Below are 16,516 nucleotides of genomic sequence, written 5' to 3'. Positions count from 1 at the left end.
GTGTTGGTTATTCGCACGTCCAGTGCAAGTCACACTGGTAACACGTTCAGCAGAATGCTGCTGTCTCGATATTTTGGATTAGGTCTGTTTTTTGTACTTATGATCGGCAAGCTTGTACTGATTCACTATAACTTGCATGCCCAAAATATTGACATGAATCCGCTGGATTATGTCATCGCTATTGGTTCGCTTTTACTTGTGAGCTTCTGGACTTTATGGCTGCCACGTCGCGGACGTTTGATTGCTCTAGTGGTGCTCGATATGTTGCTCACCGCGCTCATATACTCCGACATGGTTTACTATCGGTACTTCCAGGATTTCATTACGATTCCCGTCTTACTTCAAGCCGGACAAGTTGATTCTCTGGGCGGAAGTATCGCATCCCTTATGTATTGGTGGGACATTTTCTTTTTTGCAGACTGGATTCTATTCATTCCGTATGTCATATTTGTGGCTTCCTTACGACGTCGACTTACAACGAATGATACTTATTTAGAAGCATCCCGAAGCTCGTTCATAAAGAGGTTCCTGCTTCGCTTCTCCAAAGGAGCATTGGCCTTCTTGATTGGCTATGTATTGACATTTGGGCCGATCAAATATTATACCTCCACGTGGGCAACTGGCATATTTGTCGGCAACTGGTGGTCGATGGCCTTGTACAACGTAACCGGATTGGTCGGATTTCATGGATATGACATCTACCGCTATGGTCAGGATCACCTTGGTCCCCAGCCTACATTGGCTCAAGCAGAATCCGATAAGGATAAGGAATGGTTTAATCAGCATCAAAAGTTGCTTCAGGTTAAAAATGATCTATCTGGCAAGTATAAGGGCAAAAACGTGATGGTCATTCAAGCTGAAGCGTTCATGAACTTTTTTATCGGCAAACAAATCAACGGTCAAGCGATTACGCCTAATTTTGACAAACTGACGAAGGAAAGCATGTATTTCAACAATTATTTTCACCAGACTGCCCAGGGCCGTACTTCGGACGCGGACTTCTCTACACATGCTTCGCTGCATCCGCTCCCTACAGGCTCCGTATTTATCCGTTATGCGGACCATAAATTCGATACGTTACCTTCCATTTTGAAGGATACTGGGTATAGTCCCAATGCGTTTCACGTGTACGACAGCAGCTTCTGGAACCGTTACACCATGTATAAGGCAATGAACTATGACAAGTTCTACAGTAAAAAAGATTTTAAAATAGATGAGCCACTGGGTTGGTCCCTGGGAGATAAATCCTTTTTCCGTCAAACGCTCAATGATCTCACCACCGAAGTTAAGCAGCCGTTCTACGCCTATATGGTCGGTATCTCGAGCCATCATCCGTACAACCTGTCACCTGACTCGGTAAATTTAGATGTTGGCGAGTTTGAAGGTACTATGTTCGGAGACTATCTGAAATCTGTCCATTATGTAGATGAAGCACTGGGTGAATTGGTAAATCAGATGAAGAAAGACGGATTGTGGGATGATACGATCCTGATGTTTTATGGGGATCATGACAATTCTATTAAAGACAAAGCACTGTATGAGAAGTTTTTAGACAAGCCACTTACGGATCTCGACATGCAGAAAATCATGAATCAGGTACCATTGCTTGTGCATCTTCCTGATGGAAGCCAGGCAGGCACGTATACGGAACCGGCAGGTCAGTTGGATCTGACTCCTTCCGTCATGCACCTACTTGGGATTTCAACAAAACCATATCATTTTATGGGAAACGATCTGTTTAGCGGGAAGCCTCGTATGGTTGTGCTGCGTACTGGTGCTTTCACCGATGGACGAGTGTACTACATTCCATCGGAGGACGGTACTTTCTCCAAAGGGACCTGTTACAACCTGAGTACAGGCCAGCCTACAGATGTTAACGCCTGCGGACCGGGATATACCGAAGCTCTCAATCGGTTGAACATATCTGATCAGGTTATCACATACGATCTTATTCGCGAATGGGAACCACAAACAAAGAAGTAACTCCTCCTGTATCTAATAGACTTTCTGTGGGAGGTTGCTGACATAGCATCCTCCCCGAACTCTTTTAAGGATGCCGATCGCATAACCGCCCTGCATATAACAAAAAAGCACGATCCATCAGCTTGTAAATGCTGTGGATCGTGCTTTTTTATATGGATTGTCACTCGACTGCGCTCGTTACCATTCACAAATACTTAGGAACGCAACGTTTTTTTAGCCTGTTCAAGCCGTTGTACCTCTTCACCAAGCATGTCCTCCGCAACTTCTACTGCATCGTCACCAAGGCTATCCTTCGCCTGCTGTATGGCATGTTCCGCATGAGTACGAGATTGCTCCGCCTGTTCAATCAGTTGCTCAGCCGGATGTGACAATGCTTGAGAGACGGCATTGTGCAGCCTGTCCACCGAGTTTTGTGTTTGAGCCTCAACGCTGTGATTGTCGAGATTGGAATCATATTGGGCCATGAGTCACACCTCCTTCTGGGCAGTGTTCTACATCCATTAGCATGGATCAGAAGAAGGGGAACTATTCAAAAATTGCAAATGCTGCGTACTGGAACTATTTGATAAAGCGCGCAGCCTTCTCCAATACTTCATCCTCTGTGGCTGCACTCACATAACGTCCGTTCACATACACAAACGCCCGTTTCCCACAAGGACCGCAATACGATTTGCAGCCGATTTTGATCTCGGCATCTGGTGCCATCTTTTGCAACTTGGGCAAGATCGTTTTCAAGCGGATATGATTGCATTCATCACATACGCGAATATCATTGGCCATCTGTCATCCCTCCGAGCTCCGGCTTAGTGGTCGCCGTGATTACCTTGGGAAGGGTTAGTAATGACAAATCCTTCTTCGGGGAAGTACAAGTAATCAATTTTTACACCATCCAGCAGCGGCTGGCCGTTTTCCAAAATGACGTCAATGCCTTTATCTGTAGATACGACAATATCTGTTTCTTTAGGCGTGTCCAAATCCAGCCCGTAATGAGCATGATCTCCATGAGCATGAGTAATAACAACGCGCAGGCTCTTCCCTTGGTTCTCTTCCTTATCCAGTTCAAGTTTCAATACTTTAGCTGCGTTACGAGTAATTTTGCAGTTCATCAAACTTCATCTCCTTCATATTCATTAAATGAAATGTGGTTCATTGGATACATATCCACACCACACAACCTAGCGGGTAAAATCAACAACTCAAATAATTAGCCTCTATCCCAGAGGGAAAGAGGTACTACGGCGGCACAGCTGCGCCTGAATCATCATCATGAGCCAATAGATCACAATTATGTTCAGCATAGCAAAAGGCAATATTCCTATTGTAAAGAAAATCGTGAAAAATCGCAATCACGAAATTCATAAGCTTATCTACCGAACACGTACATGCTGTTTTTCAAGCACATCTGGATATTTTCGTTCGGCACGGGCGACAAACCAATTCATAAGCAATAGCGTCACACCAATATCGTCGATGGGCATAAACGGCATGACATCAGGTAATACCCAATAGAGCAACACAGGCACCGCAAAGAGTAATTTTTCTCCCAGCGGAATCCTTGATGAAGTAATAAATCGGGGCATACGACGAAATACATGTGACCATTGACGGAGAGATAGTAGTCTTTTCCACTTCATAGGTTGTTCACTCCATTTCCAATGCTCCTAAGTATATATACCCCATTGAAGGGACATGTAAAGAGGAACACTTATAAAAAACGTGTTCCTCCTAATACGCGCAAATGATTCGATACGTTTCAGTAGGCCGAATTTTTTACCATGACAGCACTGTTGCCATTAACATGCCCACTTCTGCTGCAATATCATCGTAATCATGCATGGGCAGCGGATTTACACCTAGACCGACTTCAACGGTAAACCCTGGTTTACCAAATCGCTGTATAAACCAATCCTTGTACCCTGCATCGCTACCACCCAGCTTTACCGCCCGGTACCCTGTTGCGGCAGCTAGCCGCAAGGCCCAATCTCGGCTCTCCTTAGGCTCTAGATCCCGATAATTCCAATAGATCTCCTGTCCCTGACTGTGTATGGATAACACCATGTCGAACTGTTCGCGCTCCGTCAGATCGGCAAGCGCTTTGGACTCTGGTTCAGACAAAGGTGTAGGTCCTGCATAGTCTCGTCGAGACGGACCTGTTTTACCGCGTCTGCGTACCTCTTCTTCCCAATATGCCGGAAATTGATCGTTGAGGTCAACACCACGAATATTGGCCTTCCAACCGCGAAAATCAGCACGTCCTTCATTCCACTTTTCGAGGTCATGATACAACGGATGAGTTGGGAGTACACCTTGTTGCACCAGCTCTACCCCATCCGGGTTGACCATCGGCACCACCCATAAGGATGTATGCTCCAGCAAATCCCGCGGAGAACCTCCATACACCCATTGAGAGGTCCCTACATGTTCTTCAGTCCCATCGACCCCTTGTGCATATTGCTCTATAAAACGCAGCAAACAAGGCGTCGTCAGCCATTCATTAGCATGAACAGAAGCATTGGCATGAATTTTACGCGTTCCCTGCCCAATACGTACATAAGGAATATCCTTCCCCATGACACTGGTGCCAATGCTGCCAACTTCAATAAATGGATATCTGTGGGCCAAGGCCGCTAGGTCTTCCTTTAAATCTTCATATCCATACTCTCCACGTAATCGTACAATCTGATCCTGATGGTTTTCAGGAATAACAATTGTTTTTCCTTCCGTAAAATCATGCTCCGCAAGTCCTGGATTGGCTAGCCGTAACTCATCAAACTCCACACCAAACTGCTTGGCAATCTGTCTTGCATACTCACCAGGCTGAATAACGTATTTACGATCCGTAGACGGACGAATATATAACACTTGACCACTAATCAGATAGGGTTGCGTGGCGGCCCACGGATTATCTACGATTAAAGTATCCACCGATAGTTTAAAAGCCGAGGCGACCCGGTGCAATGTATCTCCTTTTTGAACGATATATTCCCTCATCTTACTACGCCCCTTCCATCTGCCTTACTGCATGTTATGCAGACGCGGCGTGTCTTGATGTAGCGAAAAACAAAACAACCGACTTCATTTGTCCAATGACAAAAAAAGTCGGTTGTCTCGTTAATCCAAATTGGTGACTTGCCAGACGACAGGCGTTTGGCGAATTTGCTCCCCGAGCCACTGTGCGGCAATGCGCTGGAACAATTCAGGATCGCCGGAACAAAAAAGCTGATGTACCGGCGTTTCGTCCCCAGCTTCCAACTTGCCTTTGTTATACAAAATGGTGCTCGTCTCACGCGCCGTTTCATCTGCCGAGCTAATGAGCTTTACTGCAGGTCCCATGACTTCTTGAATCGTTTCCTTCAAAAAAGGATAATGCGTACAACCAAGAATCAGACAATCAATCGGATACGTTTGAATAGGTCTCAATGTCTCCTCCACAACCTGCGATGTCGTCTTGGAGCGGAATAACCCTTGTTCCACTAATGGAACAAGCGCAGGACAAGCATGGCTCACCACGTCTACATAAGGAGACAATTGCTTGAGCGCAGCTGTATACGCTCCGCTTCGAATCGTACCGACAGTCCCAATCACTCCGACATGCCCGGTAGCAGTCGCGCTGATCGCAGCACGAGCCCCGGGGTGAATGACTCCGATCACCGGAATGGATACCTTTTGGCTTATATAGTCCAATGCCGCGGCAGTAGCCGTGTTACAAGCAATAATAATGACTTTCGGATCAAATTGAATCAGAAAATCAACCATTTGCTCTGTAAATTTTTTAACCTCTTCCGATGGTCGGGGGCCATACGGAGTGCGCGCAGTGTCTCCAAAATAAATGATTTTTTCCCGCGGAAGCTGACGCATGACTTCTTTTACAACCGTCAAACCTCCTACACCGGAATCCAATATTGCAATCGCTTGCTGCACGTGCACACCGCTTCCTTTTTTGTTCAAATATGAGTTGTTTCATCTCGGAAAGCTATCCGTTGCTACATACCTTATGTCGTATTCGTGTAAAAGGTACCCCAAAAGATTACCCTAAAACGAGGAAGTGATCAATAAAAAGGCTCCACCCCAACGGGAGAAGCCACGAATTCAAACTGTATTCAGTATTTCGCCTACGTTTTTACAGACCGTTACAGAGCATCTTTTTCCGTATCTTCTTGAACAGTCGCTGATGAAATACTAACCTCAGGAACAATTTCACCCTTTTTACGCCATTGCCCGATTTCATGAATGACGGCTGAGGCTGTCTCCTTAATTTTGTCAGTATACTCAATTGAGGTGTCTGAAATTTTCCCCGCTAGCTCCTGTCCCTTATCACTTACGTTGCGCGCCTGATCTGTAATATTCTGACGCAGCTCACGACCTGACTTAGGGGCAAATAACAAAGCAGCAACCGAACCAACAATGCTGCCTGCCAACGCTCCTCGGATAAAACTTTTGCAGTTCTCCTTCATCATCATCTCTCCCTTGTGCCCGGGCGAATGCCCATCTGTTAGTGCATTATAAGCATGGAGAGCTTGTCATGATACAGAAAACAAGCCTGAAAAGTTTTACTTTTTTTTAGAGCGGATACGATACAGGCAACAGCGACCCCCATCCGCTAAACAATCCTCACGAACAACCTCGGCATCAAGCAGCTCCTCAAACATTTGCTGCTCGCATTCACAAGCCTTGCGGTAACGGCCTGCAATTTGAGAGATAGGACAATTGTATTCCACAATTGAGTAGCTACCATCCTCTTCCTCGCGCCACTCTGCCATATATCCGGAAGCATTTTGGATGCCCGAAAGCTTTTCCACACGTGAAGCCAGTGTAGTCTCCCCCTCCATGTGAGGGGCGTAGCGCTTCATCATTTTACGTTTTCTACCATCAAACAGCGAGTAAACAGCTTCCATTCCCTGTTCTTCATCCAGCTCCTCTAACAGTTCCAGTAACAGATGATCATAATTACGAGGAAACTGCTCGCTTCCCTGCTCGCTCAGACTGTATAAAAACGTCGGGCGTCCCATCGCCTGTCTCACGATCGTAGCCACGATCAGACCATCCTGCTCCATCAATTTGAGATGCCTGCGCACTCCCATTTCGGTAATGCCCAATTGAGCTGCCAAGCTTCCGACGCCCACAGGTCCCTGGGTTTTCAATAATGTCATGATCATGCGCCTAGTGGGCATTTCGGGTACGATATACTTATCCGTCACTTTTGCCTTTACACTCCCTCGGGCTGGGGACCCAATTCCTTATTTAAATAATCATGCACGTTAGATGCAAAAAGCTCCAGCAACCCAGGCAGCTTTGGTGTAAGCGGGTGAAGGCTTGTCCGGTCCCAATGAAAGTACTCCTGTACTAGGGGTTTACGTAAGCCTACCAGCTCTACTAGCGAATGAAATACGGTATCATCCAGTACACCTTCCTCATGAATGATACCGATAATATCCTCATAGCTACTGGCGTCACGCATAATAAATCCGTCGATGATATAGCTTCCTACGTCCGTTACCGTCTCAATCGCCAGATGAAGGCAGCGCTCCTGCACTAGTCCCTGCAACAGATCGCCGTTCCAGGCAGCAGAAGTCTGGCGAAGTCCGGCGACAATGTCGGGAACAGCCCCTAGTCGAAGCTCAATTTGTTCCCGGTTGACATAATACAAGGTCCTGCACCTCCAGTAATCGCTTTAGATTTCATAATCAACTGCGATAGATACATCCTTCACTTCATTCATGTGTACAATAATTTCCTGATGCACAGGGTGTACCTGATACGTTTGCAAATCCTCCAGTGTTTCGACAATAGCGGTAAGGGAAATATCATAAGAACGTTCCGAACGAATCACATCCGTACCTACTTCGAGTGACAGCAGCTCTTTGATTTTGCCGTTCATACTGCGCAAAATGGATGCTGTGTGCTCAATGCTTTCAGGGGAGCGGTCTTTCAATTTGAACAAAACAATATGTTTAATCATGCGTATAGGCTCCTTATCTTAAAAATGTTCTCTTGAAAATTTTATCATAACGCCCCACATACGGAAAGAAACTTTGTAATTCTAGCGATCTTTTCCGCCATTTTTACCATCAGACTCCTTGTCCTTTAATAGGGCAAAAAAATTCTTGAGCTTCGGTGGGAGCGGCAGACCCATTCGTGAACAGTTTTCCGTAATAGAGATTAATTCATTGGATAAATAAAAATACGTCGCCGCCCCTTTCATGAATTCGGTACCCATCAGGAGATCCACGTGATGCGCCAAAGAAATCACCATTAGCATTAAAGCCTTTCTCGCCAGCCCCCAAAAGCCGGCTTTACTGCTCAAACCTTGCCCAGTCTTAATTGCTGCGGCGACTCCAGTCACATAATCAACAGCCATTGCAACCGTGAATAGCACCATTAGCTGATTCCAGCCGCCAAAGGCAAACGTAATAAAGGCTCCTGCGGTAGCGCAAATCATACTAAACATACTCGGATTAATATTCATACCTCTCCTCCTCTCGGGGCGGTTACTGTAATATATGCAGCGACATGGTAACCCGTAAAGTCATATGACCTGTGCATAGACATGAATTCATAGATTCATATAAAGCGTGCTGCAAACTTCACAACTCCGAGCAAATACAACAAAAAGACACCTTCAAAACCACTATATAAATGGTTGAAAAGGTGTCTTTTCTTTCATGCTATTCAATTAACGATGATCATTCCAAAAATTAAGCGGGGTCAGGTTATCATTCAACGGCTCGAACGAATAGCCTTCTTTCTGCAAAGCAGCCATGATTTGTGGAAGCACCTTGATCGTAGATGGCTTATCATGCATAAGAACGACTGGTGTTCTGCCTTGCTTTTTCAATCTTTTAATATCACTTAGGACAGTTTGTACAAAATGCTCTGGATTTTTAGTATAACGCCAATCATTGGAATCAATGTTCCAGTCCCAAATATGATAGCCTGCGCCTGTCAGTTGATCGCGGTATGCTTTCTTCAAATATGGTTTGCTGCCATAAGGTGTACGAATCAAAGAAGTGCGTTTTCCTGTAGCCTTAAATAAAATTTCGTTATCCTGATTCATCTCTGCCAATGCTGCTGCAGGGGATGCATAGATTTTCTTCACCTGATGCGTCATCCCATGCAAGCCCAAACCGTGACCCGCCTCTACCATTCTTTTCATCACTGCGCTATGTTGACGAATTTCAGGTCCCAGCATGAAGAAAGTAGCCTTCGCATTATATTTGTCCAAAATATCCAGCAGCTGCGACGTATGCGCCGTAGGACCATCATCGAAGCTCAAATAAATCGTACGGCTGGATGATGAGGCAGTTCCCTTGTTGCCTGTATTGCTGGCTTTGCCCGGTTTGACAGCTGCATACTGTTTAATTTCTGTTGCGAATGTATTCAAAAACTGAGCATCAGACAAACTAGCGTTTGCATTCTGAATTCGATACAGATTACTTGTAGGAACCGTAATAGTGAAGCCAAACGCATCGGTCAAAGTGCGAATGGGCACCATCGTGCGTCCTCCACGCTCGAACACATCCCCCTTGTTCAAATCCAGCGTAAAGCTGCGATTATGTCCAGTCAGCAACAATGTATTTCCGTTGGCCGAAGTAGAAATACCCATCTTTTGCCCTAATGTAACGATAGGTACATACAACTTATCATTTTCCATTACGGGCTGAATGGTATTCGAATCTAGCAACACATCATTGACCCCCAGCAAAGGAGCCTTCGCTTGTGCACTCGCCGTATTCGTATGTATACCTAGCAAACCCAAACAACAGATTGCCATCAAGCATACAGCCATCCATTTTGCATTTAAAAGCTTCATTCATTACACCATCCTGTGCTGTATTTTATAATGTGCGGGAGCTATCTCTAGCTTGTCTATGAAGTTATACAGACATGACGATATAGACATGGCAATATAGACATTCACTCAACATATAGAACATAAACGCGTATGAACCGACTGAACCGGAAGTCTTTTCGTTCCCCCTATTTATACTAATAGATTAACAGACTATAGTAGGTAAATATAGTAAAACAATTTGAAAACAATCTCGCAACCCCCCTGCCAGAGAAGGTTACAAAGTTGTGAATAAATTGACCGGATCTAAAAAAACCTCCTACTATTTGCAGTCGGTAAAGTAACTCTAGCGTTGCAACAGGTGGTATCCATGTCAAAACCTGAGCTCACAAAAATTTCTATAGGAATTTGGCCGTTCTCGAGTTCCATTCTCTCGTTTTACTTATACATGTTCTTCTTGTCTTCCGTTAAAAAAAGTAGGGCTGTCCAAGACCATTCCCATGACTTTGGGACAAGGAGCGGAGGTAAAAATAATAAAGGTATATTAATCAAAAACTTATATATGCGTACAATCGTATTTACCGAGTATCATATGAAATTGATAAGCGTAAAATCTGCTTCGACATAGCTTCCAATTCATTCGGCACCAGGTGCGGTGAAAAAAGACCTTGAGAGGCGTACCTCGTCAAGGTCTTCTTAAAAAGAATTTCTGTCTATTTATTATATCTTGCTTTATAGCCCTCGTGGTTTTCTAGCCAGAACGATGCTGTTCCAGAAGCAATCAAACATTGTGAATGGTTGTACCCTAATAAATATTCGGTATCAAAGTTACTTACATAAAATTCAACATTGTAAATCTCATCGATAATTGAAACCACATCCTCACCACTATTTAATTTGAAAAACCCCTTTTCATCCTCTGGATTAAAGAATAAAATTACTGGATTTTTATTTACGAAATTGGATATCCACATCCATGAATCTGGAACATCAATTCCTACATAATCATGTATTCTTTCAAAAAGCGGAAAATTATGTGAACTACCATCTTCCAAGTACTTACTCATAATGCTCTGTTTTATTTTTACTGCTTCTTCTGCGGGCAAAATACTCAAGTCAATATCTAGTTTACTTGAGGCTGAAAATATTTGTTCTTTAATATTCCACATGTGTCCTCCCATTTGATTATTTATTCGCTGGTCTCCCAAATGGTACAGAATCAATTATTATATGTCCTACTGTATTCTTTTTACCCGGGGTTTGCCAACCAACATGTGGCGCATCAGGCCCGGAAGCCCAGTTCCCGTTTCTATCCACTCCATAATGTGCATAATCAATACTAACTTCTGCTCCGTTTTTTGATCGCCATTCCACTGGAAATGATTTACCATTTACATTTTTCGCCCATTTTGTTGCTGTAAATCCACTTTTATCAACACCTGTTTTACTAAATGCTAAATTAACCGCATCTCTCCAGGACTTTCCAGCACCCCTCCAATCCAAATCTTGTGATTTTAGTGCATATCTTAAAACACTACAATTATGCACCCAAACTCCGAGATTTGAAACGAAGTACGAATTGAAGTCTTTAACCTCAAAGTTATAAACTGTTGCTTTTCGCGGTTCTTTCTCAATCTTATCTATTGCCAGTTTAGAACCATCACTCGAAACAAGTAAGTCACCAGCTTTTAAGTCTTTAACAAACGTCCATCCTTTACCATCCAACCAAAAAGGATGTTCACCTGTTACCTCGATGATTTCATCTCCGATATGGACATAGTAGATTTCGTCAGCTTGTTTTTGGAACAGCCCCACGACCTCTTTATATGCCACTTCTCCAGTCTCATCAGACTTAGCAAGTACCTTCTCCCCTACCTCGATTTCCTCGATAGGTTTCTCTCCTTCGTCTGTTTGAACCTTAGTACCAGCTGTAAAGCAATTACATTTCCCTGATTTTACTTTACCACTATACTTCCCTTTGCCACCAAAGTTCACATCGCTAATCATTCCCATCGCAGCTATGCCAAGGACTTCTGCATCTGTCCACTTTTGGTATGCACTTAACAACTGATCTTTAGCCCAATCAGACTTGCCAGAACTATTCTTATAGTCACTTGTTCCCGTTAGCAGGTCGTATAAGTAATTGTACTGGTTTGCTCCTCCATAAATGGACACAAAATCGTAGCGTTTTCGTATGAAATCCTTGTATACCTGATAATTCTGATTCTTCTTGCTGGAATTCGATTTAAGTCTGGCTTCATTTAGTAATATTCTAAGCTCTTGATAATCTCTGGTTTCAAAAAAATGTCCACTCGGATCCACATAGAATAGCGGATTATTAGCTGCATACGCATACCAGTTCAAGCTTTGCGGATTATTCATCTCGCCCTGATACGTATCCTCGCCCATAAAACGGGCTGTGCCTGGATCATACCAGCGAGCCCGCAGGTACTGGAGTCCAGCCGTGTCGTCCCAATACTCGCCAGCGTAGCGCAGCACGTTCGGTACGGTCTCTTTGACCTTCTCCGGGCCGCCCCAGATATCGTAGCTGTAGCTATTCAGTTCCTTGCCCGAACTATCACTTAGTCCTACCACATCACCGTGACCATTCAACTGATAGTATTGCAGTTGTCCACTTGCTTTGTCTTGTCTGGCCCACAGTTGACCGGACAAGTCATACACATAAGCGTAGGTGATTTTCGCTGTTCCACCTTGGACCTCGGCTTCTGCAATCAGCTTCGCTTCTTCGTCATAGTAATACCGGGTCGTTTTGTCGCCCTCTGTACGCTCGTACAGTAGCCCGTCTCCGTTATAGCTGTATCCGACCTCTTTGCCTTCACCGCTCACCTTTGTCAGACGGCTGACAGAATCATACGTATATTCAGCGTTTTTCATGCCGAACACTTTGCCACTGCCTTCGGCGCTTCGGTTTCCATTCGGATCGTAGCCATAGGTCTTATTCTTCTCACCTGCGGCTTCGCTGGCAATACGGTTTGACGGATCATATCCAAATTGGTCTGTTGTTCCGTTTTGTGTACGTCCGACGATGTTTTTATTCCCATCTCGTTCATATCCAAATTGGTGTAATGCCGTACCGCCTTGCTCCACTGTAACCCCGGACAAATCCAGTCCGTTATAGCTGAATCGTGTACTCAGCCCTCTGCTTGAAGCCTGACTTTTCAGCAAACCATTCGGTGCATACTCAAACGTCATGCTATCCAATGATCCACCCGTAGCAGCCGTTGCTCCTGCTTGGCTCTGTATGTTTGCTGTACCGGCTCCACTGCTAATGTCCATTTGGGTAACTCGGCCCACACTGTCCAGCTTGGATTGAACGTGCATAGACGTGCCAGCAGCATCTGTCAGCACATATCCTGTACGAGACTGCTTGTTATACTCATAGTTTATTTGCGTGCCGTCCGGGTACTTCAGTCCAGTCAACGACCCATCTGCTGGATCATAGGCATAAGAGGTCGTTCCCTGCCCATCTGTCATGCTTTTTCTTCGTCCTGCGTTATCGTAGGTATAATTGGTTTTAAAATCGGGACCCGCCGCTTCGGTAACCAATCCGTCAGCGTTATATTGAAAGGTGATTGCGTCCGATTTCCCCGTCAGCATACGGGTGATGTTTCCATCCGTATCGTAAATATTTAACGTGGTTCCTCCGCTTGATTTCTCAAGTAAAGTACGTCTGCCCAACTCATCATACGAATACACATTCTTTTGCCCATCAGGATACTGAACGGTCTTCAAATTTCCGGCCAGATCATACATATAGCTAACCTGCTGCCCGGATGGATCTGTGACCGAAGTCATTTGTCCCAGAGCATCGTAATCATAGATCATGCGTTGACCGTTACCGTCCGTCCGGCTAGTGACCATACCCGCATGATTGTAAACTAGCGACTCCAGCGGCTGAAATGATCCATTTTTAGCCTCTTGTGTGGAGGTCACACGACCTAAAGCATCCGATACTTCACGTATACGGTAGCCAGAGGCATCCGTCTGAGTAACGGTACGATCCACCACATTATACGCCACGGTATCTGTTGTTCCATCCGCATAGTTCGTCTTTACAGGTCGCCCAAAAGCATCGTAGGCGTAGCGAGTGGTTGCTTGTTCAGCATCCGTGCTTTCTACCATATCTCCATTATCATCATAACCATAACCATAGATTGCATCATCCACCTGCTGCTGGAGCATCTGCCCGAACGGATTATACAATCTTTCAACGCTTACGCCATCGGGTCCGGTAACAGTGACATCATTCGTATCATCCTTGTACACCACGACAGTTTGAGTGCCGTCCGGATAAGTAACCTTTGTTACACGCCCCATTGCGTCATACACATAAGACTCCGTTTTGCGCTTGGCATCTGTTTGGGACTTGATTTCTCCGGTCGGATAGTAATCATACGTATACTCAACACCTTTAGGCAAAAGCTGCCTTGTTGGGAGGTAAGAACCATAAGGAGAATCATAATCAATAGACACATTAGCATCGCTTCTGTCATCAATTTGAATTTTCTGGCTGCTTACATTCCCTTTTGTATTGTAAAAAGTATAGGTATGTGATAAAAGCTTCCCTTGCTCTGTACCTTCATAGTTTTTCAGTTCATACAATGTACCCTCTGCTTTATAAGTTCGAACCGTCGTCAACGTTTTTCCTTCACTTATTTTGTTGACCGTCTGAGCGGGTTGAACCCAGAAAAAAGGCTCATTAGAGTTTTTATACGTATGAACAGTCTCCGATCCCGTACTTTGAGATATTTTCAATGGAAGACCATATTCATTGTAGTCATAGGAGGTCGTTACAGGTTCTGATGAAGAACCTCCCTCCGTATAGGACTCTCGCATTTGCACAGGCAAATTCCAGTCCATGGCATCATTATACGTGTAATCTATATGATAGCCGGTAGAATCTCCCTCTTGATCATAGCTGTTTAGAACAAGCTTGTCCGGTGCGTTATCTCCTCTAAAGACTTTACCGAAATGGAAGGTTTCCGCTGTACGTGTCCCTTTGGCAACCACCGTCCATTCAGCGTTTTTCCCATAGTTGGCTAGATCTTCTCCGGAATAGGTGAAATCAATTTTATTTAAAAAACGATTGCCTGCGGTTGTACTGTACATATCAGCGCGTGAAACCACCTTGAACACGCCTTGTGTACCGTATACACCTATCTGCTTGTTGAATGCTTCATAACGGATGTCTGTAATCGATGAAGTAGGTCGTATAATTCGTGTAAGCAACGCCGATGCATTTTGCTGTAGGGCTCCAGTCTTTCCTTCACCATCTACGACCACATTAAAAGGAGCGTCCATGAATGTATACGCATAGCTTGTGCTTCTGGAAAGAGAATCCAACACTTCTGACAGCACCTTGCTGCTTCCCTCGCCACTTTGACGATAGGTGTACTGATGGTCTGTGCCCTGCTCTTTAACAACAAGCTGTCCAGCATTGTAAGTGAAATCAAGCTCTCTGCCATCATTATTTCGAATCGAACGAATGAGCTTTGCTCCACCAGAACTTGTATAATCAAATTCCACCCGATTCTTATACGCATCCTGGATTAAAATCAAATAACCGTCCTGATCCAGATAATAGTTATTTCCATTCAGCACTGCTATTTTGTACGCACTGCTTACTCCCTGCACGTTTGCGCTTTGATCTGTACTGATCTTGAGATCTTTGTAGGCATATCCTTCAAGCTGAAAATCATCTTTTATCTCATATGAGCCTGTTCCCGGCATATACAAATACCGCTTACCATCCAGTTTCTGTATATGAGGAAGATCCCACTTCCAGCCTCTTCCCAGACCAGAAGCTGCTTCCTCCTCACGGATGGCACTGGCGTTTGTATACAACCCTCCATTTTGCTGCACACCAATCTGGTTATTTGCCAACGAACTGTTATACACACGAGTCAGTGCAAAGGGTAATGAACCCGGCAACACCAAGTCCGTATTTTGCACGACAAGCTGTCCTGAAGCGGTGGACACACTGTTGTCACCGTAATCCAGCCCATAACGCGAAGTATCATCACTTAGCCTGCTTTGTGCAAGCGCCGCCTGATCAAAAGGAGCATACACATCTGTTGTAGCAGATACCTGCAACAAACTTTGTTTAAGTAAATCCTGCCCGATCAGACTGTTTTCTCCTGGAATCAGCGCATATACGGAATCATTTACACGGGGTATGGATGGTATAACCATCTCAGTCGTGTCTGGAGTCGGCGCTTTATCCTCTTCCTTATCTAGTGGTTGTTGAGTTGCCTTTTCATCCTGGGCGGCCTGAGTGGGCTTTTCACCTTTCTTCAGCTCAGCCGACTCATCAGACGGTTCCGCCTTTGCATTTATGCTCAATGTCAGTCCATTCTGCTGTACCCACAAGCTTGGACTTTGTTCCGGTAATGAATTTTCTCCACCATCTTTTTGCCAAGCTGTATAAATATCATATAAAGTATAGCCTTTGGATAACTGTGCATTGACCCAAGCCTGATCCTTACCAGTTTGCTGCGCAAGCCATGCTCTGGTAATAATCTGTGGAGTGGAAGACGAAGAAGACTGAGAAGCTGCCGCCTCTCCGTGCCCTTCTTCTCCATATGCCCATGTGCTCCATGGACCCAGCAACATTGCCATACATAGTAGACTACAAATATAACGTTTAAACACTCGCTCACCCCTATTTAATAATGCCTGTACATCTAACTATCTGTTATGTTTTTTCGAAGCAAAGACATCCTT

General features: G+C 44.7%; 15 protein-coding genes. 1 reads left to right on the top strand and 14 read right to left on the bottom strand.

The genetic code is table 11. The features are described from left to right. Complete coding sequence (locus ACYCSE_RS18825) at positions 1-1,983, top strand: LTA synthase family protein (RefSeq protein WP_459699312.1); 1,983 nt, start codon at positions 1-3, stop codon at positions 1,981-1,983. Positions 1,984-2,177: 194 nt separating this feature from the next. Here ACYCSE_RS18825 and ACYCSE_RS18820 read toward each other — a convergent pair whose 3' ends face one another. The 14 genes from ACYCSE_RS18820 to ACYCSE_RS18755 all read right to left on the bottom strand — a co-directional run bounded on the left by ACYCSE_RS18820 (position 2,178) and on the right by ACYCSE_RS18755 (position 16,444). Continuing rightward, positions 2,178-2,447, bottom strand: coding sequence for a hypothetical protein (locus tag ACYCSE_RS18820; protein ID WP_061828621.1), 270 nt, complete (start codon positions 2,445-2,447; stop codon positions 2,178-2,180). Between the two features lie 94 nt (positions 2,448-2,541). Continuing rightward, the gene (locus ACYCSE_RS18815) at positions 2,542-2,763 is read right to left on the bottom strand and encodes a YuzB family protein (RefSeq protein WP_007429791.1); all 222 of its coding nucleotides are present in this window, start codon (positions 2,761-2,763) and stop codon (positions 2,542-2,544) included. A gap of 23 nt (positions 2,764-2,786) precedes the next feature. Continuing rightward, on the bottom strand, positions 2,787-3,089 hold the full coding sequence (locus ACYCSE_RS18810; protein ID WP_459699309.1) for an iron-sulfur cluster assembly accessory protein: 303 nt from the start codon (positions 3,087-3,089) through the stop codon (positions 2,787-2,789). 261 nt (positions 3,090-3,350) lie between these two features. Further along, a complete protein-coding gene (locus ACYCSE_RS18805; RefSeq protein WP_459699307.1) occupies positions 3,351-3,617 on the bottom strand; it encodes a hypothetical protein in 267 nt (88 codons plus the stop codon). 136 nt (positions 3,618-3,753) lie between these two features. Beyond that, positions 3,754-4,974 carry a M14 family zinc carboxypeptidase gene (locus ACYCSE_RS18800; RefSeq protein WP_459699305.1) on the bottom strand — a complete coding sequence of 407 codons (1,221 nt, stop codon included), beginning with the start codon at positions 4,972-4,974 and terminating at the stop codon, positions 3,754-3,756. A gap of 120 nt (positions 4,975-5,094) precedes the next feature. Further along, on the bottom strand, positions 5,095-5,904 hold the full coding sequence (racE, locus tag ACYCSE_RS18795) for a glutamate racemase (protein WP_023987989.1): 810 nt from the start codon (positions 5,902-5,904) through the stop codon (positions 5,095-5,097). Between the two features lie 209 nt (positions 5,905-6,113). Further along, positions 6,114-6,437 (bottom strand): YtxH domain-containing protein, encoded by a 324-nt coding sequence (locus ACYCSE_RS18790; RefSeq protein ID WP_061828623.1) that lies wholly within the window; start codon positions 6,435-6,437, stop codon positions 6,114-6,116. Between the two features lie 96 nt (positions 6,438-6,533). Beyond that, the gene (locus ACYCSE_RS18785) at positions 6,534-7,181 is read right to left on the bottom strand and encodes a helix-turn-helix transcriptional regulator (protein WP_023987987.1); all 648 of its coding nucleotides are present in this window, start codon (positions 7,179-7,181) and stop codon (positions 6,534-6,536) included. Between the two features lie 8 nt (positions 7,182-7,189). Further along, positions 7,190-7,630: a DUF86 domain-containing protein gene (locus ACYCSE_RS18780; RefSeq protein ID WP_023987986.1), complete on the bottom strand. Its 441-nt coding sequence runs from the start codon at positions 7,628-7,630 to the stop codon at positions 7,190-7,192. 24 nt (positions 7,631-7,654) lie between these two features. Beyond that, positions 7,655-7,942 (bottom strand): Dabb family protein, encoded by a 288-nt coding sequence (locus tag ACYCSE_RS18775; RefSeq protein WP_459699302.1) that lies wholly within the window; start codon positions 7,940-7,942, stop codon positions 7,655-7,657. Positions 7,943-8,023: 81 nt separating this feature from the next. Then, positions 8,024-8,449, bottom strand: coding sequence for a phage holin family protein (locus tag ACYCSE_RS18770; RefSeq protein WP_459699300.1), 426 nt, complete (start codon positions 8,447-8,449; stop codon positions 8,024-8,026). 207 nt (positions 8,450-8,656) lie between these two features. Beyond that, the gene (locus tag ACYCSE_RS18765; RefSeq protein ID WP_459699298.1) at positions 8,657-9,793 is read right to left on the bottom strand and encodes a polysaccharide deacetylase; all 1,137 of its coding nucleotides are present in this window, start codon (positions 9,791-9,793) and stop codon (positions 8,657-8,659) included. A 692-nt stretch (positions 9,794-10,485) separates the two neighbouring features. Next, positions 10,486-10,941 (bottom strand): hypothetical protein, encoded by a 456-nt coding sequence (locus tag ACYCSE_RS18760; RefSeq protein ID WP_459699296.1) that lies wholly within the window; start codon positions 10,939-10,941, stop codon positions 10,486-10,488. A 16-nt stretch (positions 10,942-10,957) separates the two neighbouring features. Continuing rightward, positions 10,958-16,444, bottom strand: a complete 5,487-nt coding sequence (locus ACYCSE_RS18755) for a polymorphic toxin-type HINT domain-containing protein (RefSeq protein ID WP_459699294.1) — start codon at positions 16,442-16,444, stop codon at positions 10,958-10,960. Between the last annotated feature and the right edge of the window lie 72 nt (positions 16,445-16,516).

The organism is Paenibacillus sp. SEL1 (assembly GCF_054602535.1).
The sequence above is the reverse complement of the archived record's forward strand: the minus strand, read 5'-3'. Positions and strand labels throughout refer to the sequence as shown.

What these genes read in the sequence shown, in the direction of transcription:
- ACYCSE_RS18820 (WP_061828621.1), bottom strand. Translation starts at nt 2,447, where the DNA reads ATGGCCCAATATGATTCCAATCTCGACAATCACAGCGTTGAGGCTCAA.
- ACYCSE_RS18815 (WP_007429791.1), bottom strand. Translation starts at nt 2,763, where the DNA reads ATGGCCAATGATATTCGCGTATGTGATGAATGCAATCATATCCGCTTG.
- ACYCSE_RS18810 (WP_459699309.1), bottom strand. Translation starts at nt 3,089, where the DNA reads ATGAACTGCAAAATTACTCGTAACGCAGCTAAAGTATTGAAACTTGAA.
- ACYCSE_RS18805 (WP_459699307.1), bottom strand. Translation starts at nt 3,617, where the DNA reads ATGAAGTGGAAAAGACTACTATCTCTCCGTCAATGGTCACATGTATTT.
- ACYCSE_RS18800 (WP_459699305.1), bottom strand. Translation starts at nt 4,974, where the DNA reads ATGAGGGAATATATCGTTCAAAAAGGAGATACATTGCACCGGGTCGCC.
- ACYCSE_RS18790 (WP_061828623.1), bottom strand. Translation starts at nt 6,437, where the DNA reads ATGAAGGAGAACTGCAAAAGTTTTATCCGAGGAGCGTTGGCAGGCAGC.
- ACYCSE_RS18775 (WP_459699302.1), bottom strand. Translation starts at nt 7,942, where the DNA reads ATGATTAAACATATTGTTTTGTTCAAATTGAAAGACCGCTCCCCTGAA.
- ACYCSE_RS18770 (WP_459699300.1), bottom strand. Translation starts at nt 8,449, where the DNA reads ATGAATATTAATCCGAGTATGTTTAGTATGATTTGCGCTACCGCAGGA.
- ACYCSE_RS18765 (WP_459699298.1), bottom strand. Translation starts at nt 9,793, where the DNA reads ATGAAGCTTTTAAATGCAAAATGGATGGCTGTATGCTTGATGGCAATC.
- ACYCSE_RS18760 (WP_459699296.1), bottom strand. Translation starts at nt 10,941, where the DNA reads ATGTGGAATATTAAAGAACAAATATTTTCAGCCTCAAGTAAACTAGAT.